At 63.4% G+C, this 26382-nt stretch carries 23 protein-coding genes and 1 pseudogene; 12 read left to right on the forward strand and 12 right to left on the reverse strand.

The genetic code is table 11. The annotated features are described in order from the left end of the window. Positions 1–151 precede the first annotated feature (151 nt). The 3 genes from F8237_RS16535 to dcm are packed head-to-tail and all read right to left on the reverse strand — an operon-like array spanning position 152 to position 3097. Positions 152–1384 carry a type II restriction endonuclease gene (locus F8237_RS16535; RefSeq protein WP_151646253.1) on the reverse strand — a complete coding sequence of 411 codons (1233 nt, stop codon included), beginning with the start codon at positions 1382–1384 and terminating at the stop codon, positions 152–154. Then, positions 1381–1842 (reverse strand): very short patch repair endonuclease, encoded by a 462-nt coding sequence (locus tag F8237_RS16540; RefSeq protein ID WP_151646254.1) that lies wholly within the window; start codon positions 1840–1842, stop codon positions 1381–1383. Before F8237_RS16540 ends, F8237_RS16535 begins: the two co-directional genes overlap by 4 nt. After that, positions 1835–3097, reverse strand: coding sequence for a DNA (cytosine-5-)-methyltransferase (gene dcm, locus F8237_RS16545; protein ID WP_151646255.1), 1263 nt, complete (start codon positions 3095–3097; stop codon positions 1835–1837). Before dcm ends, F8237_RS16540 begins: the two co-directional genes overlap by 8 nt. A 748-nt stretch (positions 3098–3845) precedes the next feature. Between dcm and F8237_RS16550 the strand changes: the two genes are divergently transcribed. Continuing rightward, positions 3846–5117: a DUF2157 domain-containing protein gene (locus F8237_RS16550; RefSeq protein ID WP_151646257.1), complete on the forward strand. Its 1272-nt coding sequence runs from the start codon at positions 3846–3848 to the stop codon at positions 5115–5117. Further along, entirely contained in the window at positions 5114–5716 is a 603-nt protein-coding gene (locus F8237_RS16555; RefSeq protein WP_151646259.1) for a GDYXXLXY domain-containing protein, read from the forward strand. Before F8237_RS16550 ends, F8237_RS16555 begins: the two co-directional genes overlap by 4 nt. 7 nt (positions 5717–5723) lie before the next feature. Here F8237_RS16555 and F8237_RS16560 read toward each other — a convergent pair whose 3' ends face one another. After that, positions 5724–7088: an aminotransferase-like domain-containing protein gene (locus F8237_RS16560; protein ID WP_162006078.1), complete on the reverse strand. Its 1365-nt coding sequence runs from the start codon at positions 7086–7088 to the stop codon at positions 5724–5726. Positions 7089–7251: 163 nt separating this feature from the next. On the opposite strand from F8237_RS16560, the gene F8237_RS16565 reads away from it, so the two are divergent. Further along, positions 7252–8112 (forward strand): DMT family transporter, encoded by an 861-nt coding sequence (locus tag F8237_RS16565; RefSeq protein ID WP_151646263.1) that lies wholly within the window; start codon positions 7252–7254, stop codon positions 8110–8112. Between the two features lie 9 nt (positions 8113–8121). On the opposite strand, the gene F8237_RS16570 is transcribed toward F8237_RS16565, so the two are convergent. Continuing rightward, positions 8122–9336, reverse strand: a complete 1215-nt coding sequence (locus F8237_RS16570) for an EAL domain-containing response regulator (RefSeq protein ID WP_151646265.1) — start codon at positions 9334–9336, stop codon at positions 8122–8124. Positions 9337–9927: 591 nt separating this feature from the next. Further along, positions 9928–11090, reverse strand: a pseudogene (locus tag F8237_RS16575) (hypothetical protein). A 341-nt stretch (positions 11091–11431) separates the two neighbouring features. Between F8237_RS16575 and F8237_RS16580 the strand changes: the two are divergent. After that, positions 11432–12046: a helix-turn-helix domain-containing protein gene (locus F8237_RS16580; protein ID WP_151646267.1), complete on the forward strand. Its 615-nt coding sequence runs from the start codon at positions 11432–11434 to the stop codon at positions 12044–12046. Between the two features lie 56 nt (positions 12047–12102). Here F8237_RS16580 and F8237_RS16585 read toward each other — a convergent pair whose 3' ends face one another. From F8237_RS16585 to F8237_RS16600, 4 genes are all read right to left on the reverse strand, one after another. Continuing rightward, complete coding sequence (locus tag F8237_RS16585; RefSeq protein WP_151646269.1) at positions 12103–12351, reverse strand: hypothetical protein; 249 nt, start codon at positions 12349–12351, stop codon at positions 12103–12105. A gap of 98 nt (positions 12352–12449) precedes the next feature. Continuing rightward, positions 12450–12827, reverse strand: a complete 378-nt coding sequence (locus tag F8237_RS16590) for an Hpt domain-containing protein (protein WP_162006079.1) — start codon at positions 12825–12827, stop codon at positions 12450–12452. Positions 12828–12983: 156 nt separating this feature from the next. After that, entirely contained in the window at positions 12984–13682 is a 699-nt protein-coding gene (locus F8237_RS16595; RefSeq protein WP_244626145.1) for a Crp/Fnr family transcriptional regulator, read from the reverse strand. Positions 13683–13868: 186 nt separating this feature from the next. Continuing rightward, the gene (locus F8237_RS16600; protein WP_151646275.1) at positions 13869–14576 is read right to left on the reverse strand and encodes a Crp/Fnr family transcriptional regulator; all 708 of its coding nucleotides are present in this window, start codon (positions 14574–14576) and stop codon (positions 13869–13871) included. Positions 14577–15021: 445 nt separating this feature from the next. Between F8237_RS16600 and F8237_RS16605 the strand changes: the two genes are divergently transcribed. The 7 genes from F8237_RS16605 to F8237_RS16635 all read left to right on the forward strand — a co-directional run bounded on the left by F8237_RS16605 (position 15022) and on the right by F8237_RS16635 (position 21583). Continuing rightward, on the forward strand, positions 15022–15489 hold the full coding sequence (locus F8237_RS16605; RefSeq protein ID WP_151646277.1) for a response regulator: 468 nt from the start codon (positions 15022–15024) through the stop codon (positions 15487–15489). Between the two features lie 418 nt (positions 15490–15907). Beyond that, on the forward strand, positions 15908–18778 hold the full coding sequence (locus F8237_RS16610) for a hybrid sensor histidine kinase/response regulator (RefSeq protein WP_151646279.1): 2871 nt from the start codon (positions 15908–15910) through the stop codon (positions 18776–18778). A gap of 29 nt (positions 18779–18807) precedes the next feature. After that, the gene (locus F8237_RS16615) at positions 18808–19281 is read left to right on the forward strand and encodes a chemotaxis protein CheW (RefSeq protein WP_151646281.1); all 474 of its coding nucleotides are present in this window, start codon (positions 18808–18810) and stop codon (positions 19279–19281) included. 35 nt (positions 19282–19316) lie between these two features. Further along, positions 19317–19706, forward strand: a complete 390-nt coding sequence (locus tag F8237_RS16620) for a response regulator (RefSeq protein ID WP_014439077.1) — start codon at positions 19317–19319, stop codon at positions 19704–19706. 30 nt (positions 19707–19736) lie between these two features. Further along, complete coding sequence (locus F8237_RS16625) at positions 19737–20618, forward strand: CheR family methyltransferase (RefSeq protein ID WP_151646283.1); 882 nt, start codon at positions 19737–19739, stop codon at positions 20616–20618. 2 nt (positions 20619–20620) lie between these two features. Continuing rightward, on the forward strand, positions 20621–20938 hold the full coding sequence (locus tag F8237_RS16630) for a hypothetical protein (protein WP_008565131.1): 318 nt from the start codon (positions 20621–20623) through the stop codon (positions 20936–20938). A gap of 141 nt (positions 20939–21079) precedes the next feature. Beyond that, positions 21080–21583 carry a response regulator gene (locus F8237_RS16635; protein ID WP_151646285.1) on the forward strand — a complete coding sequence of 168 codons (504 nt, stop codon included), beginning with the start codon at positions 21080–21082 and terminating at the stop codon, positions 21581–21583. A 50-nt stretch (positions 21584–21633) separates the two neighbouring features. On the opposite strand, the gene F8237_RS16640 is transcribed toward F8237_RS16635, so the two are convergent. After that, entirely contained in the window at positions 21634–21921 is a 288-nt protein-coding gene (locus tag F8237_RS16640; protein WP_151646287.1) for a hypothetical protein, read from the reverse strand. Between the two features lie 150 nt (positions 21922–22071). Between F8237_RS16640 and F8237_RS16645 the strand changes: the two genes are divergently transcribed. Continuing rightward, complete coding sequence (locus tag F8237_RS16645) at positions 22072–22707, forward strand: response regulator transcription factor (protein WP_151646289.1); 636 nt, start codon at positions 22072–22074, stop codon at positions 22705–22707. A 159-nt stretch (positions 22708–22866) separates the two neighbouring features. On the opposite strand, the gene F8237_RS16650 is transcribed toward F8237_RS16645, so the two are convergent. After that, positions 22867–26367, reverse strand: coding sequence for a PAS domain S-box protein (locus tag F8237_RS16650; protein WP_151646291.1), 3501 nt, complete (start codon positions 26365–26367; stop codon positions 22867–22869). Positions 26368–26382 lie beyond the last annotated feature (15 nt).

Below are 26382 nucleotides of genomic sequence, written 5' to 3' on the forward strand. Positions count from 1 at the left end.
ATTCTCGTCCGCGCCTGGATAGGGAATCAAGGTGCACCGGTCCAACACCGCCATCGGGCGCCCGGAGCAGCAGAGCCGGGTGGTCCACAATGCGGCTCCTGCAGATGCTGGACAGCCGCCTTTAGCCGCGACGAAAAGCTAGGACGACGACTTAGCGTTGGGCCTTTTCCACCAGATTGACAAACTCGCATAGCGCTAGGAGATATCCTTGCTGAGCCGGTTTGTAGGTTTCATGGAGATTCTTGGGTAGGACGAGCTGCAATGATTTGGTGCGCATCTCCGACGTTTGATTCTCCGAGATTCCTGGCTCCAGTGTCAAAAGATGCTTCCTTTTGATCCGGTTCGCTTCAGTCAAAACCTGACGCCAGCGGTCCTTACAAGTTGACTTCGCTCCCAACATCATGAGACGATTCGCAGAAAAGGCTGATGACGCATATTCTTTTGCACCCGGAAAGAGAAAGTCGGGCTTATTGTTATTCTCAGTCCTTACCCCTCTTTCGAATTTGAGCTTTCTCGCTGTAAAAATGGCGGCGAGATGATTTTCGAGTGCCGACCCGGCTCGTGACTTGCGTCGGTTCTGAACGCTCAAGGAAAATTTGATGAAACCCTCAACATCGGCCTGCTTGCCTGACATAAAGCCGTTGGCCAGTCGCTCCGATACAATGTGCCGTTCCAAGGTGCGGAATAGCCTTTCCTCGAATTCGATCCATGTCGTGAGAGCATGATCGGGATCGTCTCGAACGCTTGTCTCGGGAGCGTGCTTTCTCGCGAATTCGGAGAACAGGCTTGTCGAGGGAAATTTGGAGCCAAACTTTTTTAGGATCGCTTCGAGCCACTCGTCCTCAGTGATAATAGCTTCTATCTCGATCAGCTCGAGAATATAGCGGGCGGTAAAGGACAATTCCTGACCACGCTCTCGACGCAGGTCACGCTTGTTATCGCCGAAACGATCGCCAGTCGCGTGCAGGCCGAAGAGCCAGCAAAGTTGTTGCTCAATTGCGCTGCCCGCGGCGCAACTCATCGCCAATAGTGGACCAGCTTTCGGCTTGCAAAAGAAGAGTGTGTCTCCAGCTCGTGCCTTACGAACCACTTCCTCCGCTGTGGCCGGATAATAGAGCCGATATTCGGGTTCTCGGTGAGGCTGGTTCTTTCGGCTGTTATACCAAGTGCCGTCGAGTTCGAGCCTGAGCGGCGGTTCGTCATCATCCAAACGAATGTACGTAACGTCGATCTTCTTTTTGGTATCGGGTGAGCCAAGAAACTCGCGGAAGGCGTCAACGCCTTGGTATTCGTGACCACGGGAAGTCTCTGGGTCAACTTCGGTCGCAGCCAACGTCTTTGCGGCGACACCTACGAAATACTCCGAAAGATACCCCCGCTTCATCTTCCACGTGCTCCCAGTAGCTCATACGAGCGTCGCTTTGAACGAAGCCAGCTTGAACATCGATCAAGGAGCAAGTCGACAGGCATGGCCTCGCGTCCCTTGAGGCCGCATTCCCAAATAACGCAGTAGCGCCAACCGGCGTCCTTGATGGCGACAATTGCGTTACGATCTACTTGTTGATTGCGGTTGATCTTCTTTTGCCAGAAGTCTCGTCGCGTACTTGGCAATTTGAACAAATGACAACAATGGCCGTGCCAGAAGCAACCGTGGACGAATATCACGGCGCGATGCTTGGGAAACACCAGGTCCGGCCTTCCCGGCAGACGATTGTCGTGCAGAACATAACGAAAGCCCCTTGCATGAAGACCTCGCCGGATAATCAATTCTGGCTTCGTATTCTTGCCCCGGATGCCGGCCATCATCCGGCTTCGCACCGCGGGTGATACGACATCAACCATAGACAAACGCTCGATCTGATTCCTTCACAAAGGGCAATTCCGATTGCTGCGTCGCCTTGCGATGTGACCGATTTTCGACCGCAGCCAGAATGTGAGGCTTCATCAACTGAGCGATTGCCGCGACGACAGGCACTACCACAGCGTTCCCGAATTGCCTGTACGCTTGGGTGTCTGAAACAGGGATCCGATATTCCGACCCGTCCACGTGACGGAAGCCCATGAGCCTTGCGCACTCGCGTGGCGTCAAGCGACGCGGCCGGTTGCCTTGTTGGGCAATCAAGACTTCTGAACCGTCCTTGAAGTATCTGGCTGAAAGAGTGCGGGCGACATCATTTGGACCGAACAGGCTGTAGCCGAATCCGTTGCCTTTCGACTCGTGCTTTTCCTTGTACCCCTTCAGATATCTCCAGAGATGCGCAGTCAGCGTATATTTTGGGTCGACTGCTCCATTAGGGTCTAAAATCGAACCAAGTTTCGGCCCTTCTTCAGGAATGACGAGTCGATCAAAATCGAAATTGCTTTCGGTCTTGAACCCTACAATGAAAATGCGTTCGCGTTTCTGGGGGACCCAAGGAGCAGAGCTGACGACACGATGATGAATTTCGTAGCCCAGCTCGTTTCTGAGGACATTCACAATAGTCGCAAAGGTGCGCCCCTTGTCGTGCCGCTGGAGGTTCTTCACGTTTTCCAGCAAGAAGACCGAAGGCTTATGGTGCGCGATGATCTGCGCGAGATCAAAAAACAGTGTGCCCTGCGTGTCGCAAAGAAATCCGTGCGGACGCCCTAGTGCGTTTTTCTTGGAGACGCCGGCAATCGAGAACGGTTGGCAGGGGAAGCCAGCGAGCAGCACATCATGCGCTGGTATCTGTGCCGGGTCCATTGAATATTCCCTGATGTCTCCGGCGATCGGATGGTCGCTGCCAAAGTTTTCGCGGTACGTGATTTGGCTATACTTGTCCCACTCGGACGTGAATACACACTGCCCCCCGATCGCATCGAAGCCGATCCTCAGGCCGCCGATACCTGCGAACAGATCGATGAACCTGAACGTGGCCGGTCGTCGACGTTTTTCGGGTATCCTTGCCAAGTACTCTTGAAGCCATTTCAAGGCGATCGGAGAAGGACGAGAATCGCCGCTCTCATATCGAATGACGGTCCGCTCCGTGACGCCGAGGAGACTGGCTGTCTCGACCCGTGATAATCCCGTCTTCAGTCGAAGAGCTTCGAATTCGACTGAGTGATGCGAGCGGGGCATGGCTTTTCATCCTGGGACAATCAACTGACAGCTTGTCATCGATTCGTCCCAGAATGTATAGTTGTTCACGGTATGTTCCGTCAAGCCAGCTTGGCCACCGAGCTACCTGATCCAGCCCTCCCCTAACCCATTGATCTTGCAATTCCCGTCTACGATGCATGGGGTTGTTTTCGAATTTTTGTCGTCCGGCCCCCGGGTGTTACGGTGACAGTGCACTAAACTGAACTGTTTGGTGGCGAAAGTCCGGGCAATCAAAAGGTCCGAACTAGCGTCGACCGTGCCACTCTGTCGCCCTCGGGAGGCCGGCGAGAACTCTGCCGATCCGAACGCGGCCGGCGGCGACACGCGGACGGCCGGATCAGACGGGAAGCAACGTATTTCGGAATTTTGGCATAGTGCCACTGTTTTGCCCGACGAGTCAAGCGACGGGCGATGTCATCCGAAACTCGCCGCGACGACGATCGCCGCTTGTCGCTGCCGACCGCCAAAGGGCGCCTGGAAGCCCGGCCGGAGCGTCGGCCATCGCGCGATCCAGCACCGATGCAGACCAATAATCACTCCATGCGCATCGACTCGCCTAAGTCGTTGATCTTGCAGCCGCCGTCTACTGTGCATGGGGTTGTTTTCGACATTTGTGTTATCCGGTCGCCGAATGCTCCCGCAAAGCAGTGCCAGCTTGAACCTGCTACCGCTACGGTCCGACCAACAGCATCCCGCCAGCCGGCTGGGAGCGAGGTAATTCACGACGATGTTCGACAAGACCTACCGGCAGCGCCTCGAAGCTGATCTGGCGCAATGGGAGGCCGATGGCGTGATCGCGCCGGCGGCTGCGCTCTCCATCCGCAATGCGCTGCCGCCGCTGGCGCCCGGCATCAACATCGCGGTGGTCGTCGGCATCGTCGGCGGGCTGCTGATCGCCGCCGCCTTCCTGGCCTTCGTCGCGGCGCACTGGACCGAGATCGCGCGGCTGGCGCGGTTCGCGATCCTGCTCGCAGGGATGGTCGTCGCAGGCACCCTCGGGGCTTGGTTCGCAGCGTCCGGCCGCGATGTTCTGGCCGATCTCTGCGCCAGCATCGGCGCCATCATCTTCGGCGCCGGCATCGCGCTGGTCGGCCAGATGTATCATCTCGGCGACGACTTCGCCGGCGGCATGCTGCTGTGGTCGATCGGAGCGTTCGCCACGGCGCTGCTGACTGGCTCGCGCGGCGCGCTCGCGGTCGGCCTCGTGGCCGCCTGCATCTGGAGCTGCATGCGCATCTATGATGCGCCGGATGTGCTGCATCTTCTGTTCGTGATGGTCTGGCTGATCGCCGCCGCGCTTGCGCTGGCGTGGAATTCCCGCGTCGCCGCCCACCTCGTCGCGCTGGCCGTGCTGCCGTGGTGGATCGCGACGTCGGTTCGCTTCGACCTCGACGGCGCCCAGCCGTCCTTCGTGCTCGCGAACGGCGCGGCCCTGCTGTTCGGTGCCGGGCTCGCGATCGCGGCTGCGCCGTCGCCGCGGACGCTCCGGCTCGGGAGCGTTCTGTCGATCTACGGCGCGTTTGCGCTGGCCGTGGTCGCTTTCCTGGAGGTGACGACGGTCGACGACCTCTTCCGCTTCCGGACCGGCACCGAGTCAGCCCAGCCGTTGTGGGCGATCCTGTGCGGGGCTGCGGGCGTGATCCTCGCCCTCGCGTCCGCCGCGCTCACCAGGCGCGCCGGTGAAGTTCTGGCGGGATGTTCGATCGGGCTCGTCCTGCTCGCGCCGCCGATCTGGCCGGCCTCCGCGGCCGGCGAGCCCTGGTTCGCCTATGCCGCGCTGCTCTGCGCCATGCTGTGCCTCGTCGTCTCCGGCATGCTCGATGATGTCCGTCCGCGCATCGTCGCCGGCTGGCTCGGCATCGCCGGCGTCATCGCTGCTATCACCTGGGCGGTGAAGGGCTCGCTGCTGCGCCGCTCGGCCTTCCTTGCCGCGGCCGGCATCGTCGCCGTCGTGTTTGCCACCGCGCTCAATCGCGCGTTGCCGAGGGCTGAGCGATGAACGAGATGATCGCATCCGTCGCAAGGCTCTGGCAGCGCATCCCGAAAGCCGTGCTGTTCGGCGCCGCCATCCTGCTGCAATGCCTGCTGCTGGTCCTGATGGTCGCCGATCGCATGCAGATCCTGCGCGAGGGACGTGAGGTGACCCTGCAGACGCAGCCGGTCGATCCGCGCGATCTCCTGCGCGGCGACTATGTCGTGCTCCGCTACGACATCTCGCAACTGCCGGCAGGCGCGCTCGCCGGCACGCCGGCCCCCGAGCGCAAGCCAATCGTGTTCGTCAAGCTCGCGCCCAATGCCAATGGGCTTTACGAGGCCGTCTCGGTGCATGCCGCGCCTGTCGCGGTCACGGCTCCTGAAGTGCTGATCCGCGGCCGCGTCAATTATTCCTGCGGGTCCGGTCGCACCTTCTGCGACAAGCTGACGATCAAATACGGGCTCGAAAGCTATTTCGTGCCCGAAGGCGAGGGCAAGACGCTCGAGCAGGCCCGCAACCAGCAGAAGCTGCGGGTCGTCGCCTCCGTGCTTCCCTCAGGCCGCGCCGCCATCAAGCGCCTGCTGCTCGACGGCGAACCGGTGTATGAGGAGCCGTTGTACTAGCGGCCGTTCATTTCGGCCGCGTCTTCAACGCCCGCCGCAGCACGTCCCACATCCGCGGGTCGTTCATGTGCGCGACGTTGAAGCGCATGAACTCCGCCGCAGTCTGCGCCACGCTGAACACGTTGCCCGGTGCCAGCACCACGTCCTCTTCGAGCGCCGTGCGCGCCAAAGCCGTGGCGTCCTGTCCGCCGGTGAGGCGGCACCAGAGGAAGAATCCGCCGCGCGGCATCAACCACGGCTCGATGCCAAGCGCCTGAAGCCTACGCGCCACGTCGCGACGCGTGCGTGTGAGCTTTTGCCGGAGCTCGTCCATGTGCTTGCGATAGCTGCCGCCGGCCAGCACGTTGGCGATGATCTCGGTCGCAACCGGACTCGGGCCGCCGAAGCTGGTTGCGACCTGGAGGTCGACGAGGTGCTCGACCCAGTCGGCGCGCGCCGCGATGTAGCCGCAGCGCACCGAGGCGGACAGCGTCTTGGAGAAGCTGCCGATACGGATCACGCGGTTCAATCCGTCGAGCGCGGCCAGGCGCGGCGAGCGCTCCGGCTCGAAGTCGCCGAAAATGTCGTCCTCGACGATGGTGAGGTCGTGCGCGGCGGCCGCGGTCAGGAGCCGGTGCGCGATCTGGAGCGACAGCGTCGCGCCGGTCGGGTTGTGCAGCGCTGAATTGGTGATGTAGAGCCGCGGCCTCTCATCACGAAGGATCTGCTCGAAGCGCGCGACATCCGGGCCGGACGGCGTGTAGGGCACGCTGACGATTCTGGCCTGATGCGCCCGCAGCAATGCCCGAAAATTGAAGTAGCAGGGATCGTCGACCAGCACCGTGTCGCCGGGGCGGAGCAGGAAGCGGCAGATCAAATCGGTGGCCTGCGTGCCCGATCCCGTCAGCATCAGCTGGTTGATCGAGGCCTCGATCCCGTCCTCGGCGAGGCGGGCAAGCAGCAGCCGGCGCAATGCGAGGGAGCCGGATGTCGAGCCGTAGTTGGTCAGCACGCCGGCATCGCTGCGGGCCAGCGCGCGCGTGGCGCGACGCAGCGCTTCCTCCGGCATCCTCGCCGGTGGCAGCCAGCCGCAACCGGGCTTTGGCACCGCCGCGTCGGTGTCGAGCGATTGCCTGGAGACCCAGAACGGATCGACCGCCCGGTCGCGGCGCGGTTCGACTTCGGTCAGTGCCAGCGGCGGCGTAACGGTTGGCGAGACATAGAAGCCCGAGCCGCGGCGGGCGCGGATCAGGCCCTCCGCGGCGAGGCGATCATAGGCTTCGACCACCGTGGAGGGCGAAACCTTCAGCGTCGCAGCCAGGCTGCGGATCGAGGGCAGGCGGTCACCGGCGCTGAGCGCGCGACCGGCGACCTTGGCGCGGATCGCGCTCATCACGTCGATGGTCCGCGTTCCGCCTCGGCCTCTGGTTTGCGTCTCGCCGTCCAAAGTGTGTGCCCTTCCATACCCATACAGTTTTGCCAGATTGTATTGAATTGTCGCTGGTCCCGCCATCGCCGAAGCCCGACTATCGCGTCTCAAAAAGATCGGGACGGACATGCAATCTGCGGGCGGCGGCTGGGGCAACGGGCTTCTGGGCGTCATCATCTTCAGCGGCTCGCTGCCGGCGACGCGGGTTGCGGTCGGCGGCTTCTCCGCGTTGTTCCTGACCTCGGCGCGCGCGGTCATCGCGGCGCTGATCGGTTTGGCCGTGCTCGGCCTGCTTCGTCAGGTGCGACCGCAGCGGGGGGATCTCGTCTCGCTTGCCATCGTCTCCATAGGTGTCGTGGTCGGCTTCCCGCTGCTGACCGCGCTCGCGCTTCAGCACATCACCTCGGCGCATTCGATCGTCTTCATCGGCCTCTTGCCGCTGTCGACCGCGATCTTCGCCGTGCTGCGCGGCGGCGAGCGGCCGAAGCCGATGTTCTGGCTGTTCGCAATTCTCGGCAGCGCCACGGTGGCGGGCTTCGCGCTGTCGAATGACGGCACGGCCTCACTCACCGGCGATCTCCTGATGGTCGCCGCGATCGTGCTGTGCGGCCTCGGCTATGCCGAAGGCGCCGCGCTGTCGCGCCGCCTCGGCGGCTGGCAGGTGATCTCCTGGGCGCTGCTGCTCGCCTTGCCGCTGATGCTGCCGGTCGCGCTTCTGACTTGGCCGCCGACATGGAGCGGCGTCGGTGCGCCCGCCTGGATCGGGCTCGCCTACGTCTCGATTTTCAGCATGTTCGTCGGCTTCATCTTCTGGTATCGCGGGCTCGCGAGCGGCGGCATCGCCCGCGTCGGTCAATTGCAACAGCTTCAACCATTCTTCGGCCTCGCGCTCGCCGGCTTCCTGCTGCACGAGCCGGTCGCATGGAGCATGATCGCCGCGACTGCGCTCGTGGTGGTCTGCGTCTTCTTCGCGCGGCGATATGCCTGAGGCCGCATCTCACGCCTGTCCCATCACCGTCTTCGTCAGCGCGCCCCTTGCGAACTTCTTCAGCGGCATCGGCTTGCCGAACAGAAAGCCCTGCACGAGGTCGAAGCCGAGCTCGTTCGCGGATACGAGGTCGGCGCGACTCTCGACGCCCTCGGCGACGGCGCGCACGCCGTAGCCATGTGAAAGCTCGACGATGTGACGGCACACCGTGCGCTTGAGGCGGTCACTGCCGCTGCCGGTGACGAAGTGCCGGTCGGCCTTGAGCTTGATGAAGGGAATCTTGTCCAGATCCATCAGCGACGGCCAGTTGGCGCCGAGATTGTCGATCGACAGGCCGATATTGTGCAGGCGCACCTCGCGCGCGACCTCGGCAAGGAGATCGAGATCGCGGATCGCCTCCTCGCTGTCGATTTCGATCGTCAGTCCGCCGAAGGCCGGATGCGTCGGCACGCGGCGGCAGAGATCGCGCACCGCCTGCGGCTCCTTCAGATACGACGCAGGCAGGTTGATCGACAGATCGACCTGGCTCTGCTGCTCCAGCAGATAGTGCCAGTCCTGTACGGCGCGCTCGATCACGAACTCCGAGAGGTCGCGCAGGTGCGGATCGTGCTCCTCAGGGATGAAATAGGCCGGCGGCACCACGCCCCAGGTCGGATGCCGCATCCGCACCAGCGCCTCGGCGCCGCAGCGGATCAGCGTGCGCGCGTCGATCTTGGGCTGGTACCAGAGCTCGAGCCAGCCGGCATGCAGGGCCTCGCCGACATGCACGGCCGGGCTCGGCGCCGGCTCGTCCGGTAGCAGCATCGCGACGCGATCGCGCAGCGTCTCCGCGGCAAAGGGCGTCGTCAGCGGCGGCAGCATCGCAAGGCCATATTCCTCGCCGACCTGCTGCACGGCCCTGACGATGATCGACTCGCGAGCGCCGACGGCCAGAACTTTGCCGTCGAACGCACCCCGGACCAGCGTCTCCAGAAATTGTCCAGGCTCGATGCCGTCGGCGGCAATGCCGAGCAGGATCAGGTCCGGCAGGTCGCTCGTCAGCACGGCCTGCAGCTCGTCGGCGCTGGCGCATTCGCTGGTGACGAAGCCGAGATCCTCCAGCACCTCCGCGAGGAAAGCGCGCAGATGGCGCTTGCCGTCGGCGACGCACGCGCGCGGCGTTACCTTTCGCCGACCGAAGGTCCTGGGCCTTCGTCCGGCGAGCTCAACAATTTCATCGTTCATCGCAAACCACTCCCGTTCCGCGACCGGTGTTAGCGAGGGGAGCAGTTTCAAATATGGAGGGCTTCAGCCGATCGTTGAATTATCTGGGTAACGTTAAAGCCCGCATCACGTCTAAAATTGTCCGGATCTAGTTGCAGAAGTTTTTACGTCTGCCCGCGTGCCGGCGCGCTTGCGTGCGACAACCATACGAGATTTTCGTGCGGCACAGTTTTCGAGCGCGGCCGGGCGGTGTCCTGCAATTGGACGAAGCCACGCGCGCTTCGCCCAATTGAATAACGCGCACCTCAATTGCCTGTGCCTAGTCGTGCGGAACCGTACCGCCTGGCCGCCAGACTCATGTCACGTGATGCGCGCATGCTTCGGCGTGACGCGTGACGGATCAGTGACAACGCATCAGGGCGTGCGGGCGCAAATGTGAAGCACATCACATGCGTATTGCTGCACCTGCGCTAATGCTCCGCGCAGCCGGTGGTGGGCTGTCGAGGATTACAGCTATGTCGATGCGGCGGATGATGCATTGGTGGTTCAGATTCGTGCTGTCAGGGCGATTTCTCGATCGCTTCCTGTGCCTGCCGCGTTAGCCGTGCGGTATCAGGTCTGCCCGATCAATTTGCGAAACGCCGCCGCGCCATCCTGCACCGCGTCGCGTCCCTTCCAGGCCAGATAGGACAGCTTGCCGCCAAGCGTGTCGTGGCTGCGCAGCCGGCGTGAGCCGAGAATGTGTCCGACGTTGGAGGGGAAGCGGCTGACCTCGGCGGACACCAGCGCCGCGATCGCGTCCATCAATCGCTGCAGCCGGACACCCCATTCGCAACTCTCGATGCCGTCGATGCGGACCTTGAGCGCATATTCGGTGTCGTAGATTTCGGCGAGCAGGTCGCGGGCGACCAGCACCCGGTTGTGCCGGAGCGCAACCCTGAGCGCGAGGCGCTTGTCGTCGAGCCGGTCGAGCACCATGGCAACCACGCAGGCATAGGGCGTGGCGGCGACGTCGGCCGCGCTCTTGCTGGCGGCGGCTTTGGTGGCGAGGCGCACCAATTGCCATGACGTCTTCAGTCGCCGCGCCACCAGCGCCAGTGCGAACGGCAGCGCTTCGGGATTGGACTTCTTGAAGGCGTCGAGCTGCGCGGTGATCTGGGCAACCTGGCCGTCGTCGAACTTGGCGATCGTCGCGGGCAGCTTCTCGTTGTACTTCGGCAGCGCGTCGCCGGCGCGCAGCACCTGCTGCATCTTCCTGACGTCGTCGAAGGCGGTGCGCGATGCCGTGTACTGCGCGAGCTTGGCGCGCGCGAACTCGGTGCTCTCCGCTGATGCCAGGGTATTCTCGAGAACCTTGATGACCTTGGTCTGGAAGGTCGAGGCGGTCTTCAGCACTTCCTTCGGGTTGTTGGCTGCGACCTGGTCGTTGATCGCCTTGATGTAGTCGCGCGCCATGGTCGGCAGCAGGTCGCGGCAGATCCACTCCCAGATCGGGGTGAGCGTGTTGCGCGAAATCCGCCCCATGTTGGGATGCTCAGGCGCGCCGTCGATCAGCAGCAGCTCGAGCGGAGCGAAGAAGTAGCGTGAGGGCTGGTGGCGCGCGCCTGGGTCGATCCGTCCTTGCGGAACTCGGCGCGCAAGCGGGCCTGGACGGCGGCCGAGCCCGGCATGTCGATGCCGCACAGCTCGAGCCGCTCGAGCTCGCTGAGCAGACAGCTGCGCGACAGCGGCGTCAGCTTCTGCAAGAATTCCGATAGCTGGTCGATTTCGTTCATGGCACGCAGTCTTCCGCAACGATTCCAGCAGACCTACCGGCCTAATGCGTGGAGGCATTTGCGCGCTCTCAATTGTGACATAGAGAAGCAAGTCGCCGTTAATTTATCCGTAAAATCCGGGGCCCGCGGACTTCCGGTCTGGAGGCGACCGTTAAGGAGGCTTTTGCCTGATTGCGCATAATTTGGGCAGATTTATCAACCCTGACATAGTCAGGGGTGCTGTCACACAAGCACAAATTGTGCCTATTTCAACTTTTTAGCACAAAACTGCCAAAATCACCGTAGTCTTACGGAGAAAAAAGTTAACCACAGAATGCCATGAGTTCCGCTAAACGAGTCACATGGGGTCACAGAACGATACGGCCACTGATTCGCGGCCGTCGGAATGGTTCGAAAGCAGCACCGCTCCGACCGAAGAGCTCGACTACGTTCGCCTGAACGCGGCTCGCGCCAAGGCCGCCGACGAAATGGCCGCCGCCATCGCCCGTGAACTCAACGGCCCCCTGACCGCGCTCCTGCTCTACATGGGTGAGATCAAGCATCACAGCGATCAGCTCGCGCCTGTGACGGGCGACCGTGCCTATCTGCAGCGGGTGATCGAGAATGCGCTGGCGCAGACCGAGCGCGTTTGCGGCGTGGTCAAGCAGCTTGCCGGTCCTCACAAGGCCGGCTTGCCGATCCCGTCCAGAGCCGATGACGCCGAAACGCAGGCCGCCCGTGCGCCGCAGCCGCAGCGTACGCCGAACGCGGAGTTGTCGGGCCAGAAGCGGCTGACCAAGCGCGAACGCGAGGTGCTGAGGCTGATCAGCGAGGGTTACTCGAACAAGCAGGGTGCGCTGCGGATGCAGATCAGTCCGCGCACCTTCGAGAGCCATCGTGCCGAGGCGATGCGCAAGCTCGGTGCGCGCAACACCGCGGACCTCGTCCGTGCGGCGCTGCTCTATTCGATCGACTGAAGGTCTGTTCTTGCGCCGCCGCTGGCGGCGCAGGCCGGCTTCGAGGCCGCTTGCGTTCAGAGATAGTCTTCGGCGAAAGGACGCGCCCGCGAGCCGGGCCGCAGCGGCTTGATCGATTCCTTCGGCGCGTTCGGGATGATCGTGATGGTCCAGCGCGGAGGGGTGCTCGATTCCTGCTCCAGCACCGAGCGCACGAAGCCTGTCACCGTCGACTCGCCTGCCTTCACCGTGGCCATCCGGCCGTTGAACTGGGCGATGCGGAAGCGGCGAACCTCTTTCTGGTCCGCGGTCTCATAGGTGAACATGGAAACCCTCCTGGTTTCCGGTGAATATCGCCGCCCATGATTAGCCATCTGTGAAAATCCCAAACCGTAGAAGTACGGCGGGTTTTGCACGCGTTTCGCTAGGCCTGCGGCTCCTGCACGCGCGCGGCGGCATAGGCGGCATCCATCCGGTCGAGGAGATCGCAGAATTCGGCTTCGCCGATCGCCTCTGCTGATGTCTCCAGCCGCAACGCCAGCGCTGCCAGCCTGAGATAGCCGAACGTCCCGGCAGCGCTCTTCAGCGAATGCGCTTCGCGCGCGATCCTGGCGTGGTGTTGCGCGAGCGAGAGCGTGCGGAACAATTGCAGCCGCGCGCTGGTCTCGCTCCAGAACACGGCTCGAACTTCGCTAGCGCCGTCGTCGCCGATCTCGCGCACCAGCGCCTGGTATGCGCCCGGCTCGCGCGCGGGTTCGGCATCTAGCGCCTTTTGCGCAGGCGCAACGGTCACTTCAAACATGGCTTTGTCGATCTTGATCACGGGTGGTCTGTCGCGCAGCCGGTCCGGCGCGAGGCACGCCTCATGTCTACGGCATTCGGATTTCAGTTCCGGTAGCAGGACAGCAGGTGTTTGCGGGCTCGCGTTAGCTGCCGGTTTACCACGCAGCCGTGGCGGTCAGCGCGCCCCGAGCAGCCGGTCGTACTGGCCCTTCACGGTGGCGTAACATTCGCACGCGGTCTGGCGCAGGCCTTCCAGGTTGAGGATCTGGATGTGCCCGCGGCTGTAGTGAATGAAATTCGCCTGCTGCAACGTATTGGCGACCAGCGACACGCTGTTACGCCGCGCTCCGATCATCTGCGCCATCGCCTCCTGGGTCAGCAGCAGCCTGTAGTCACCCGACAGGTCGTGAGTGTGCAGCAGGCAGCGCGACAGCCGCGATTCCACCGGATGGGCGGCGTTGCAGCCCGCGGTCTGCTGGACCTGTGCGTAGACCGCCAGCCCGTGACGCGTGAGCAGCGTCCGCAGAGTGCTGCTCTGGTCGGCTATGACTCGCAGCCGGTCGAGGTCCATCACCGAGGCGGCGCCGGGAACCAGCACGATCGCCGTGTTCAGCGCACAGGCATCGCCCATCGTCGAGAGCGTACCGAGCAGGCTGTCGCGGCCGACCATGGCGACCTGCACATGTTCGCCCTTGGCGAGTTTCACCACCAGCGAGATGACGCCGCGGTGGGGAAAGTAGGCGCGCTTGAGCGTCTCGCCGGTTTCGACCAGGACCGCTTCATGCGGCAGATCAATTGTGCGCAGATGTGGGCGGATCAACTCGTAGTCGTCCGCCGACAACGCGGCCAGGAATCCGTTGGATGGGCGCACTATCGTTTCCAAAGCTGCCTCCCGTCTCGTCAGCGAAGCGGGTCTGCTGATCCCCCGCGCCGTCAAGTTCCATCATGTTCACGTCGGGATATATTGGCAATTGGTACTTTGTTATCCGGGTAATTACGCAATCGTCAGATATGGCCTGTGTGCACGTCGGCATGCAGCCGGGAGCGTCCTCCGCCAGCGTCATTGCCGGATTCCGATCAAGGCTGCGTGGCGTGCCTTCACGACCGCATGACAATTACAGGACGTCGTCTCCAACGCGCGCAGGTCGATGATCTCGATCTGGCCGCGGGTGTAGTGAATGATTCCGGCGCGCTGGAGTGCGTTTGCGACGAGGGAAATCGCGTTGCGCCGTACGCCCATCATCTGCGCCAGTGTCTCCTGAGTCAGCGGGAGGATTTTGCTGTCGGACAGGTCGCGGGCGCGCAACAGCCAGCGCGCCAGTCGGGCTTCGACCGGATGCAACGTGTTGCAGAGCAACGATTGCTGCGCGTGCGCGAGCATGACTTGTTCATGGCGAACCATCAGGTTGCGAAACTGTGCGCTTGCGGCGGCGACCGCGCGGAAAGCCGCAATTTCCAGCATGGCAGCAGCGCCTGGGAACAGCACGATGGCGTCCGCCGGAGCGACGCCATCGGCGAGTGCCGCTCCGCCGCCCACGACGCTGTCGCGGCCCAGCATGGCAATCTCGATCATCTGTCCCTCGGAAAGGCTCACCGTGATCGAGACGGATCCGCTGTGCGGGAAGTAGACGTGGCGTAACGTCGCGCCCGCTTCTCCCAAGGCAGTCCCCCTGACCAATTCAACCGTCGCAAGATAGGGGCGCAGCAGATCGAAGTGTGCCACGTCGAGCATTTGCAGCAACTGGTTTGGCGGCTGGCTTGCGCTCATGCAGAGATTCATCCGGTGCGTTCATCGACAAATCGATGCCGCGCATCTCTTCGTGATCAAGTTGCACAGCTATTCAACCATATTGTAAAGGTTGTAGTGCCGTTCATATACCCGTTGGAGGGCAGACAGGCCGTCGCATTTACGGCGGAAATGAGAACGGCGCGCTGATCCGCTCATGAACGCGGAGCGCCCATCCCGCTCTGATCGGCGGGACAAAGCGGCAAGGGGGCCATCATGAGCAGGAACCATCGCATCCGTGCCGTCATCGGGCATCGGCCGACATTTGCGGCCATACTTCTCAAGCGAAGCATTTCAATCATCAGGGACTGGTCTGCAACGCGGGTTGTCGGCGCCGCGAATGTCGCATCCCCTCTCCACAATTTCTCGACGCGGCCGGCGACGTTTGCGGCCATCAATGTTTCGATTCCAGCCAGAGGAGAACGGCGTGCCCCACGGTTCAATTTTTGAATCGCCAAAACGGGAAGCTCAAACGGGGACGGGAGATCTGCACCATATTCTGGTTGTCGACGACGATCCGATGGTGTGCATGGCCATCGAGATCTATCTCCAGCGGAATAATTTCCAGGTGACGATCGCCGAAGGAGGAGAAGCCGGATTACGCGCTCTCGAAAACGGGCGGTTCGATCTCATGATGATCGACATTTTCATGCCCCACATGCGAGGTTTCGAGTCGATCCGGATCTTTCACGAACGCGCGCCGGCCATTCCGCTCATCGCGATGTCCGGCTACGCTTTCGCAAATTTGAACTCGCCCGCGCCCGACTTTCTCCGTATGGCGCTGGAGCTCGGTGCGGCGCGTTGCCTTCGCAAGCCGTTTACGCCGGATGCATTGCTCGCCGTCATCAATAACTGCCTCGCCGAGCACCGGGCCGCCGCCGCGCGATTGGGTTAGCGCGTTATCAATCGCGGCTTCGGCGCGACAAGTTTCCGTTTACCGCAATCGCAGGTCCTGCGGACTCTGGCGGGCGAGCAGCAGGCGGTCGTGTGAGCGACCCTGATTGCGCGTGATTTGATTCAATTCGCGCGGTCCGTGCATATGCTGCCGCAATGACAGGAGTTTTCGCGCACGTCGTAACGTCGTTATCGGAGCGTTTACCCAGGGCATCCGATGCGTGAGACGTCGCGGGGCTCTTGCCGGAAAACGCTATCGCATGCGGTCGAACGGCAAACTTCTCTTCAATATCCGTATTAGCACGGAGGCTGAAATTAACGGGACCGTGAAAGGGGATGTCTAACGATCCAGACGAGGACTTCCGTCTGATCCAGCTGCGGCACAGGCATCGAAGTCCAGCTCAGTTAAGGCGTAGCTCATGGATGATCTGTTGCGGGAGTTTTTGACGGAGACCAGTGAAAGCCTGGACACCGTCGACAATCAGCTGGTGAAGTTCGAGCAGGAGCCGAACAACGCCAAGATCCTGGATAACATCTTCCGTCTGGTCCACACCATCAAGGGCACCTGCGGCTTCCTCGGACTGCCGCGGCTGGAAGCGCTGGCGCATGCCGGCGAGACGCTGATGGACAAATTCCGCTGCGGCATGCCGGTGACGGCGGCGGCGGTGACTTTGATCCTCGCCTCGATCGACCGGATCAAGGAGATCCTGGCGGGCCTCGAGGCGACCGAAGCCGAACCCGAGGGCAACGACCGCGATCTCATCGACAAGCTGGAGGCGATGGTCGTGCAGGGCATGGCGGCAATGTCAGCGTCGGCTTCGCCGATCGCGTCAGGCTCGGCGCAGCCGATGCCGGCTGCTGCAGCTGCTGCTCCCGTTGCGGAAGCGCCGCCGCTGGTGCCGGAAGCGCCGGCCGCCGCTGCGCCTGCGCCCGCAAAGGAGATGACCTCGGGCACGCTGATCGACCAGACTTTGGAGCGTCCGCTGCGTCCGGGCGAAGTGTCGCTCGACGAGCTCGAGCGCGCCTTCCGTGAGACCCCGATCGAAGCGCCGGCCCCCGTTGCCGAGGTCAAGGCCGAGCCCGCCGCTGAAGCGCCGGCGCCGGTTGCCAAGGAGGTCGTCAAGGAAGCCAAGGCCCCCAACGAAAAGGCCTCCAACGAAAAGGCGCCCAAGGAAAAGGCCGCGCCGAAGAAGTCGGCGGCCGACGAGGCCGCAGGCGAGGGCGACCGCGTCGCCAACCAGTCGATCCGCGTCAACGTGGATACGCTGGAACATCTGATGACCATGGTCTCCGAGCTGGTGCTGACCCGCAACCAGCTGCTGGAGATCTCCCGCCGCAACGAGGACACCGAGTTCAAGGTGCCGTTGCAGCGCCTGTCCAACGTCACCGCCGAGCTGCAGGAAGGCGTCATGAAGACGCGCATGCAGCCGATCGGCAATGCCTGGCAGAAGCTGCCCCGCATCGTCCGCGACCTCTCGAGCGAACTCGGCAAGCAGATCGATCTGGAGATGCACGGCGCCGACACCGAGCTCGACCGCCAGGTGCTCGACCTGATCAAGGACCCGCTCACCCACATGGTGCGCAACTCCGCCGACCATGGCCTCGAGACCCCGGCCGAGCGGCTGGCGAACGGCAAGGGCGAGCAGGGCACCATCCGCCTGTCCGCCTATCACGAGGGCGGCCACATCATCATCTGCATCGCCGACAACGGCCGCGGCCTCAACACCGACAAGATCAAGACCAAGGCGATCTCCTCCGGTCTCGTCACCGAGGCCGAGCTCGAGAAGATGAGCGAAGCCCAGATCCACAAGTTCATCTTCGCGCCGGGCTTCTCGACCGCGGCCGCCATCACCTCGGTCTCCGGCCGCGGCGTCGGCATGGACGTGGTCCGCACCAATATCGACCAGATCGGCGGCACCATCGACATCAAGTCGGTGGCCGGCGAGGGCTCCTCGGTCACCATCAAGATCCCGCTGACGCTCGCCATCGTCTCCGCGCTGATCGTGGAAGCCGCCGGCGACCGCTTTGCGATCCCGCAGCTCTCGGTGGTCGAGCTCGTCCGTGCCCGCGCCAACTCGGAGCACCGCATCGAGCGCATCAAGGACACCGCGGTGCTTCGGCTGCGCAACAAGCTGCTGCCGCTGATCCATCTGAAGAAGCTCCTGAAGATCGACGACGGCGCCGTCTCCGATCCCGAGAACGGCTTCATCGTGGTGACGCAAGTCGGCAGCCAGACCTTCGGCATCGTCGTCGACGGCGTGTTCCACACCGAAGAAATCGTGGTCAAGCCGATGTCGACGAAGCTGCGTCACATCGACATGTTCTCCGGCAACACTATCCTGGGCGATGGCGCAGTCATCATGATCATCGACCCCAACGGCATTGCCAAGGCACTCGGCGCCGCCGGCTCCTCGGCCCATGACATGGCCAACGAGAACGGCGCGCATCATATCGGAAGCGGCGAGCAGACCACCTCGCTGCTGGTGTTCCGCGCCGGCTCCAGCCAGCCCAAGGCGGTCCCGCTCGGGCTCGTCACCCGCCTGGAAGAGCTCCCCGCCGACAAGATCGAGTTCTCCAACGGCCGCTACATGGTGCAGTACCGCGAGCAGCTGATGCCGCTCGTCGCCATGGAGAGCGTCACCATTGCAAGCCAGGGCGCGCAGCCGATCCTGGTGTTCTCCGATGACGGCCGCTCCATGGGCCTCGTCGTCGACGAGATCATCGACATCGTCGAGGAGCGGCTCAACATCGAGGTCGGCGGCGCCAGCCAGGGCATCCTGGGCTCGGCCGTGATCAAGGGCCAGGCCACCGAAGTGATCGACGTCGGCCACTTCCTGCCGATGGCGTTCTCCGACTGGTTCACCCGCAAGGAGATGAAGCCGTCGATGCACTCGCAGTCGGTGCTGCTGGTCGACGACTCCGCGTTCTTCCGCAACATGCTGGCACCCGTGCTCAAGGCCGCCGGCTACCGCGTCCGCACCGCGCCGACCGCGCAGGAGGGCCTGGCTGCGCTCCGCGCGCAAACCTTCGACGTGGTCCTGACCGACATCGAGATGCCCGATATGAACGGGTTCGAGTTCGCCGAGACCATCCGCTCCGACAGCAATCTGGGCGCGATGCCGATCATCGGCCTCTCCGCGCTGGTGTCGCCGGCGGCGATCGAGCGCGGCCGTCAGGCCGGCTTCCACGACTATGTCGCCAAGTTCGACCGTCCCGGTCTGATCGCGGCGCTCAAGGAACAGACCGCGGGTGCCGCCGGCGCCTCCGAGCTGAACCGGGCAGCGGCGTAAGAGCAGGACAGGGATCAGGAGATACGCCTATGACCAAGAAGACCCAGTCCGCCGAAGGCGCCATGGTCGAATACGTCACCGCGATGATCGGCGGCCAGCTGTTCGGGCTGCCGATCTCCCGCGTCCAGGACGTGTTCATGCCCGAGCGCGTCACCCGCGTTCCCCTGTCCTCGCGCGAGATCGCCGGCGTGCTGAACCTGCGCGGCCGCATCGTCACCGTGGTCGACATGCGCGCCCGGCTCGGCCTGCCCAAGCCCGAGGACGGCAAGACCCCGATGGCGGTCGGCGTCGACCTGCGCGGTGAATCCTATGGCTTGCTGATCGACCAGATCGGCGAAGTGCTGCGTCTCGCCGAGGACGGCAAGGAAGAGAACCCCGTCAACCTCGACCCCGGCATGGCGAAATTCGCCGGCGGCGTTCATCGCCTCGACGGACAGCTCATGGTCGTCCTCGACGTCGACCGCGTCCTCGAGCTCAAGACCGAAGTGCAATTGGCTGCCTGAACTTTCACAAAAGACATTTAAGCGGGAGATCCAAGATGAAGACGTGTTTGGTGGTTGACGATTCCAGCATCGTGCGCAAGGTCGCGCGTCGTATCGTCGAAGCGCTGGGCTTTCAGGTCATCGAAGCGGAAGACGGCGTCGAGGCGCTGGTTCACTGCAAGAAGGCGATGCCGGAAGCCATCCTGCTCGACTGGAACATGCCGGTCATGGACGGATTCCAGTTCCTCGGCACGCTGCGCCGCATGCCCGGCGGCGAGGAGCCCATGGTCGTGTTCTGCACCACAGAGACCGGTATCGACCACATCACGCGTGCGATGGGCGGCGGTGCGAACGAATACATCATGAAGCCGTTCGACAAGGACATCGTGATGGCGAAGTTCCAGGAAGTGGGGCTGATTGCGCTCGGCGAAGAAACTGCTGCCTGAAGTTCATTCGCTAACGCCAAGAGGTCTTCCGTGAACCCGACCGAGTACGAGTACCTGCGTAAGTTTCTGAAGGATAGTTCCGGTCTCGACCTGTCTGCTGACAAGCAGTATCTGATCGAAAGCCGCTTGCTGCCGCTCGCGCGGAAGGCTGGACTCTCCGGCATCGGCGAACTCGTGCCAAAGCTTCAGGCCGGCTCGAGCGCGCTGATCGGCAGCGTGGTCGAGGCCATGACCACCAACGAGACCTTCTTCTTCCGCGACAAGGTCCCGTTCGATCATTTCCGCGACACCATCATGCCCGAGGTGATCAAGGCGCGCGCCGGCAAACGCAGCGTGCGCATCTGGTGTGCCGCCGGCTCGAGCGGGCAGGAGCCGTATTCGCTGGCGATGTGCCTGAAGGAGATGGGCGCGGCCCTCACCGGCTGGCGCGTCGAAATCATCGCGACCGACCTGTCGCAGGAGGTGCTGGAGAAGGCCAAGTCCGGCATCTACAGCCAGTTCGAAGTGCAGCGCGGGCTGCCGATCCAGATGCTGATGAAATATTTCAAGCAGAACGGCGAGACCTGGCAGATCAATCCCGAGCTGCGGGCCATGATCCAGCACCGGCAGCTCAACCTGCTGCACGATTTCGCCCAGCTCGGCACGTTCGACGTCATCTTCTGCCGCAACGTGCTGATCTATTTCGACCAGGACACCAAGATCAACATCTTCAACCGCCTGGCACGCCAGATCGAGCCCGACGGCTTCCTGGTGCTCGGTGCGGCGGAGACCGTGGTCGGCCTGACCGACACGTTCCGGCCGCTCCCTGAAAAGCGCGGCCTCTACAAGCCGAACGACCCGCGTGCGGCCGCGGCCAAGCCGGCTGGCGCCGGTGCCGCGCCGCCGCGCATCGCGGTGATGGCAGGACGATAAGCATGGCCGAGGATGGCAAGGGTGCGGAGCGCGTCACGTTCAGTCGCGGCTATGATGTCTGCATCATGGCGATCGACGGCACGTGGCGGCGCGACTGCAAGCTCAACGCGATCTCCGACACCGATGCGATCCTTACGGTGGAAGGCTCGATCCAGGGATTGAACCTGAAGGAGTTCTTCCTTCTGCTGTCGTCGACGGGGCTCGCCTATCGCCGCTGCGAGCTGGTGCGCGTCAACGGCGCAGAAATGGACATCCAGTTCCTGCGCGGCAAGAACCGGAAGAAGCGCGGTGCCGCCGGCGGCCGAGACGAAGCGGCGTGATCCTGACGCAGTCCGCGTCGCCGCTTTCCGAGACGTTGGTTCACAATTGCTGAAATTTCCGGGCGAATTCGCCGCATCGGCTTTACGTCGCCTAAGCGCGAGCCGTGTATCCTTGAGTGGTCTCAATCCCAGGATACGGAAATGCCCAGAAGTTCCCTCTCCCCCATCCCGTCAAACCTGCCCGACGTCGCCGAGCGGCGCGCGCTTCAGCTGCTTGTCGTCGACGACGACGCCACGCAGCGCAGCCTGATCACCGTCGCCGCCAAGCAGGCCGGCCACGAGGTCACGGTGGCGCCGTCCGTGGCGGAGGCGGTCGAAAAGCTCCGTGCCTCACGCTTCGACTGCGTGACGCTCGATCTCGTGCTTGAGGATGGCGACGGCATCGAGGTGCTGGGCGAGATGGCGAAGGTGAAGTTCGCCGGCGCGGTGATCGTCATCAGCGGCATGGATGGCAAGCGCCGCAGTGCCGCCCGCAGCTTCGCCCGCTCCGTCGGCATCGAACTCCAGAGCCTGCCGAAGCCGCTGGATCTCGCGGCCCTGCGCATCAGCCTCGCCAATCTCGGCAAGACGGCGATGGGCCTTCCGGCGATCCACACCTGGGGCGGCGTCGCCACCGATGAGATCGTGGGTCGGCACCGCGCCTGACTCGCGGAACTGCCAGTCAGCTGCGGCAGATCAGCCGCGCTGATTGCGGCTCAAGCTGAGTTGCTGAATTCCGATAGTTGCTGCAGGGCGCGGCCAAGGCCCGTCCGGCAGACGTTGAGGGTGGCGCTCGCCGTGGCATAGCAGGGCGTCACGTCGTCGAGCACGACCACATCGACGGAACCTGCGGCATTGCCTGTATCGTCCCGCTCCATGGCTGCGTCGATCAGGCGCATGCTGATATCGATGCGCGCGATCAGGGAGCGAAGGCCCGCTGCGATCAACTGACGGCTGTCAGTTTCAGGCGCGACGAGCGAGGGTGTGCCAGCGAAATTTAACATGGATATTCTCCGTGTCCCGCAATTAGACCCCCTGCCGCTACTTGTGCGTTAAGTGCATGTCCCGTACAAATACGGGTGGGCCGAATCTGCGCCGAACGCCATAACGAAAAGGCGCGGACGCGAGTCTTTAATGTCGGATGGACATGGCACATGGTCGAACAATCCTCCCGTGGTGAGATCTTCGTGGTCGATGACGACCCCGCCGTTCGCGACACCTTGTCGATGGTGTTGAAGGCCGCGGGCTATGAAGTGATTTGTTTTGCGGACGGCGCGGCACTGCTCTCCGTCGCGCGAGGCCGCACACCGGCAGCGATCCTGCTTGACGTGCACATTCCCGGAAAGTCGGGTCTCGACATTCTCAAGGAGCTGCACGGCGAGGACTATCCGGCGCCGATCTTCATGATCTCCGGACAGGGCGACATCACGATGGCGGTGGGCGCCATCAAGAGCGGCGCGCTCGATTTCATCGAGAAGCCGTTCCGCGGTAGCGAGATCGTCGCCCGACTCGACGAGGCGATCGGAGCCTATGCACGCAGGCAGGCAGAGAGTGTGTCGCCGAAATTCAACTCGCTGCATTTCCCCGGACGCGAGCCGTTGACGCGGCGTGAACGGGAGGTGCTCGAACAGTTCGCTTCCGGTGCGTCCAACAAGGAGGCCGGCCGCACGCTCGGCATCAGCCCGCGCACCATCGAGGATCACCGCGCCAACATCATGAAGAAGCTCGGCGCGCGCAATGCCGCCGACCTGATCCGCATCGTGATGACCGCGGCCCAGCGCGCGTCGTAAGCGGTTGCTCTCCTCTCGCGCCCCGGACGCAGCGCATCATGCAATGATGCGTTGCAGAGCCGGGGCCCATCTCTCCAATTCAAAGATAGTAACTCTGGGTCCCGGCTCTGCACGGCAGCGCTGCGCGCTGCAGTGCGTCCGGGACACGAGATCGAGACGTTAGCCGCTCAGCGCCTTGCGGATGATCCGCGCCAGATCCGATTTGCGATACGGCTTCGCGAGCAGCAGCACGCCCAAATCCAGCCGGCCGTGGTGGATGATTGCATTCTCGGTATAGCCGGACGTGAAGACCACCCTGAGATCGGGGTGCATCTTCAAGACTTCGTCAGCGAGCTGCCGCCCGTTCATCTTGCCGGGCATGATGACGTCGGTGAACAGCAGGTCGAACGGTTTTCCGCTCGCGACGATCGCGAGCGCCTCTGCGGCGTTCGCCGCCTGCAGGGTGACGTAGCCGAGCGAATGCAGCTGGGCCAGCACGTACTCACGGACCAGCCGGTCGTCCTCGACCACGAGGATGGTCTCGTGTCCACCCTCGACCGCCGCCTGGGTCACGCCTTCGCCCACCGCCGTAGGCGTCTTGCCCGGCGGCAGGTACATCTTGATCGTGGTGCCGTGGCCCTCCTCGCTGTAGATCTTGATGTGGCCCGCGGACTGCTTGATGAAGCCGTAGACCATCGAGAGCCCGAGCCCGGTGCCCTTGCCTGGTCCCTTCGAGGTGAAGAAGGGATCGAACACCCTGGCCAGCATGTTGGCGGGAATGCCGGTGCCGGTGTCGCTCACCGCGATCAGCACGTAGCGTCCGGGCGGGACGTCGTTGGCGCTGGCATAGACCTCGTCGAGATAGGCGGCGCCCGTCTCCACGATGAGCTTGCCGCCGCCAGGCATGGCGTCGCGGGCATTGAGCGCGAGATTGAGCAGCGCGGTGGTGAGCTGGTTGGGGTCGACGATCCCGACGCAGCTCTCGTCCTCGAACACCGATTCGATCTGGATCTGCTCGCCCAGCGTCGGCCGCAGCAGCTTCGCGGTGTCGATGATCAGCGAATTGATGTCGATCTCGCGCGGCTGGAGCGGCTGCTTGCGCGCGAAAGCGAGCAGGTGCTGGGTCAGCTCGGCGCCGCGCCCGGCCGCCTCGTCGATCATCTTCGTGATCGCCACGAGCTCCGGTTCCTTGGCCACCGCCTCGCCGAGGATCTCGATCGTCCCGGTGATGACGGTGAGAATGTTGTTGAAGTCATGCGCCACGCCGCCGGTGAGCTGGCCGACCGCCTCCATCTTCTCGGCATGGCGGATGCGCTCCTCGGACGCGATCTTGTCGGTGAGGTCGCGGTAGAACACGTTGAACAGGACGCCTTCGCGGCGCCGCAGCGCGGTGACGCTCAGCTCGGCCTTGAAGTCCTTGCCGTCGCGGCGGCGGCACATGAGCTCGCGGCGGCGATTGAGTGTCTGGCCCTCCGCGGACTCGAGGAACCGTGCGAGGCCGGCCGTGACCCTTTCACGCTCAGCCTCGGCGACGATGAGATCGATCGCGTTCCTGCCCAGCACCTCGTCGCGGCGCCAGCCGAACAGCTCTTCGGCCCGCGAGCTCCAGTTCAGGATGGTGCTGCGGTCGTCGGTCTGGACGAAGGCGTCGAGTGCGGTCTCGACGATGTTGCGGGCGAGATGCTCGCTCTCACGCAAGGATTCTTCCGCGAGCCTTGCCTCGGTCATGTCGCGTCCGACGAAGAAGAAGCGCCGGGCCTGATCCGACCAGTTGCCGAGCCAGCTTAGCCAGACTTCGTGTCCGTCCTTGTGGAAGCAGCGGGTGTCGGCGAGCTTGGGAGAGCCGCCGTTCCGGAGCGCGCGCATTTCCTCGCGGGATTGCTCGAGATGGGCGGGATGGATGAAATCGACGCCGCTGCGGCCGATCATCTCGTCCGGTCGGTAGCCGAGAATGGTCTCGCTGCTCGGACTGATCTGCACGATATGGCCGCGCGAGTTCATGATCATGATGAGATCCTGCGAGGCGTCGAACAGCTGCCGCCGCTCCTCTAGCTGCTGCTGCAAGGCCCGTTCGGTCCTCCGCTCATCGGTGAGGCGGCGCGCCGAGCCGGACGCGCCGATGATCTCGCCCGAGGCGCCCCTGATCGGTGACAGGCTCACCGAGATCTCGACCGGACTGCCGTCCTTGTGCACCCGCATGGTCTCGAAATGCTCGATGCGCTCACCCCTCGCAATCCGGGCAAGATAGTCCTTGCCCTCCTCGCGGCGATCGGGCGGCAGGATGATCGAGGTCGGTTGTCCGACCGCTTCCTCGGCCGAATGGCCATAGAGCCGCTCGGCCGCTCCGTTCCAGCCGATGATGATGCCGTCGAGCGTCTGCAGGACGATCGAATCGTCGGAGGACTCGACCGCGGCGCTGAACAGGCGTTCGCGGACGGCGAGCTGGTCGCGGGCGGCCTCGGTGCGCCGACGCTCCTCGACCTCATGCTCCAATGCCGATGTCTTCGCCTTGGTCTCCTCGACCATGCGGGCAAACGCCCGCGCCAGCATGCCGGTCTCGCCCGAGGCGTCCATCGGGATGTTCGCGGGCTTGCCGCGCCCGATCGCTTCGACCGCGGCCGTGAGTCGTCCGATCGGCCGGGTCAGCGACCGCGCCAGCAGCACGGCAAGCACGGCCGCGACCATCACCGCGATGAGGCCGATCGTGATGGTGGTTCGTTGGATGATGACGGCGGGCGCCATGAAGACGGCGTTGGGCACGACGCGGATGATGGCGACCCACTGCCCCTCGGCCAGGATCGCGGGCGCGATCGCGGTCCCGCTCGGCTTGCCGTCGCTGTCCGGCACGACCTGCGTAGCTGTCAGCGTCGATCCCGTGGTCGCGGCAAAATAGGGGAAGTCGTCCTGCCAGCGCGTCGGTGTCCCCAGTTGCGAACCGAACTCGCGGGTACGATCTGGATGCACGAGGTAATCGCCGTTGCGGCCGACGACATAGACCGACTCGCCCTGCCGCATCGATATGCGAATGCGATCGAACACCTGTCGCATGTCGATATTGACGACGACGATGCCGAACAGCCGGTGATCGGGCCCGAACAGCGGTCCCGCGACGCGCAATGTCGGAACATGCGGCATCTGAATGACGCCGTCGTCGACGTTGAGGTCGACCGGAGAGACGTAGATCTGGTCCTCGGACAGCTTGATGGCGTCCTGGAAGAAGAAGCGATCGTCCTTGCTCTGCAGAGCCTCGTCGGGAACGATGCGCACCGATCCGCCCGGTCCCGATCGGTCGACGCGCAGATATTCGCGGCCGTCGGCGCCGATCACGCGAAACTTTGCGTAGGCCGGATGGGCCCCGACATCGGCCAGGAGGCGCGTCAGCAGCCGCTCGCGCCAGGTCTTTTCCGAGAGGCGATCGGTCGGATCGACACCGCCGTTGAAATGGGCATCGATCATGCCACGCACGGCGGCATTGGCGCTGAATGTCACGATGTCGGCATGCGCGCCGGCGGTCTGGGCTTCGAGTTGGGAGGCGAGCAGCCGTGACTGGCTCTCGATGCGTTCGAGCACGCGCGGCAGGAAAGCCTGCTCCAGACTGTAATGGCTCAGCCATCCGACGGCGGCGATCGCAACCGCGACCAGCAGGATCATTGCGACGGCCAGTCGGGTTGCGAGAGTCATGTCGGCCTTTGCGCC

Origin of the sequence: Bradyrhizobium betae (genome assembly GCF_008932115.1) — a bacterium.
Lineage (GTDB): Bacteria > Pseudomonadota > Alphaproteobacteria > Rhizobiales > Xanthobacteraceae > Bradyrhizobium > Bradyrhizobium betae.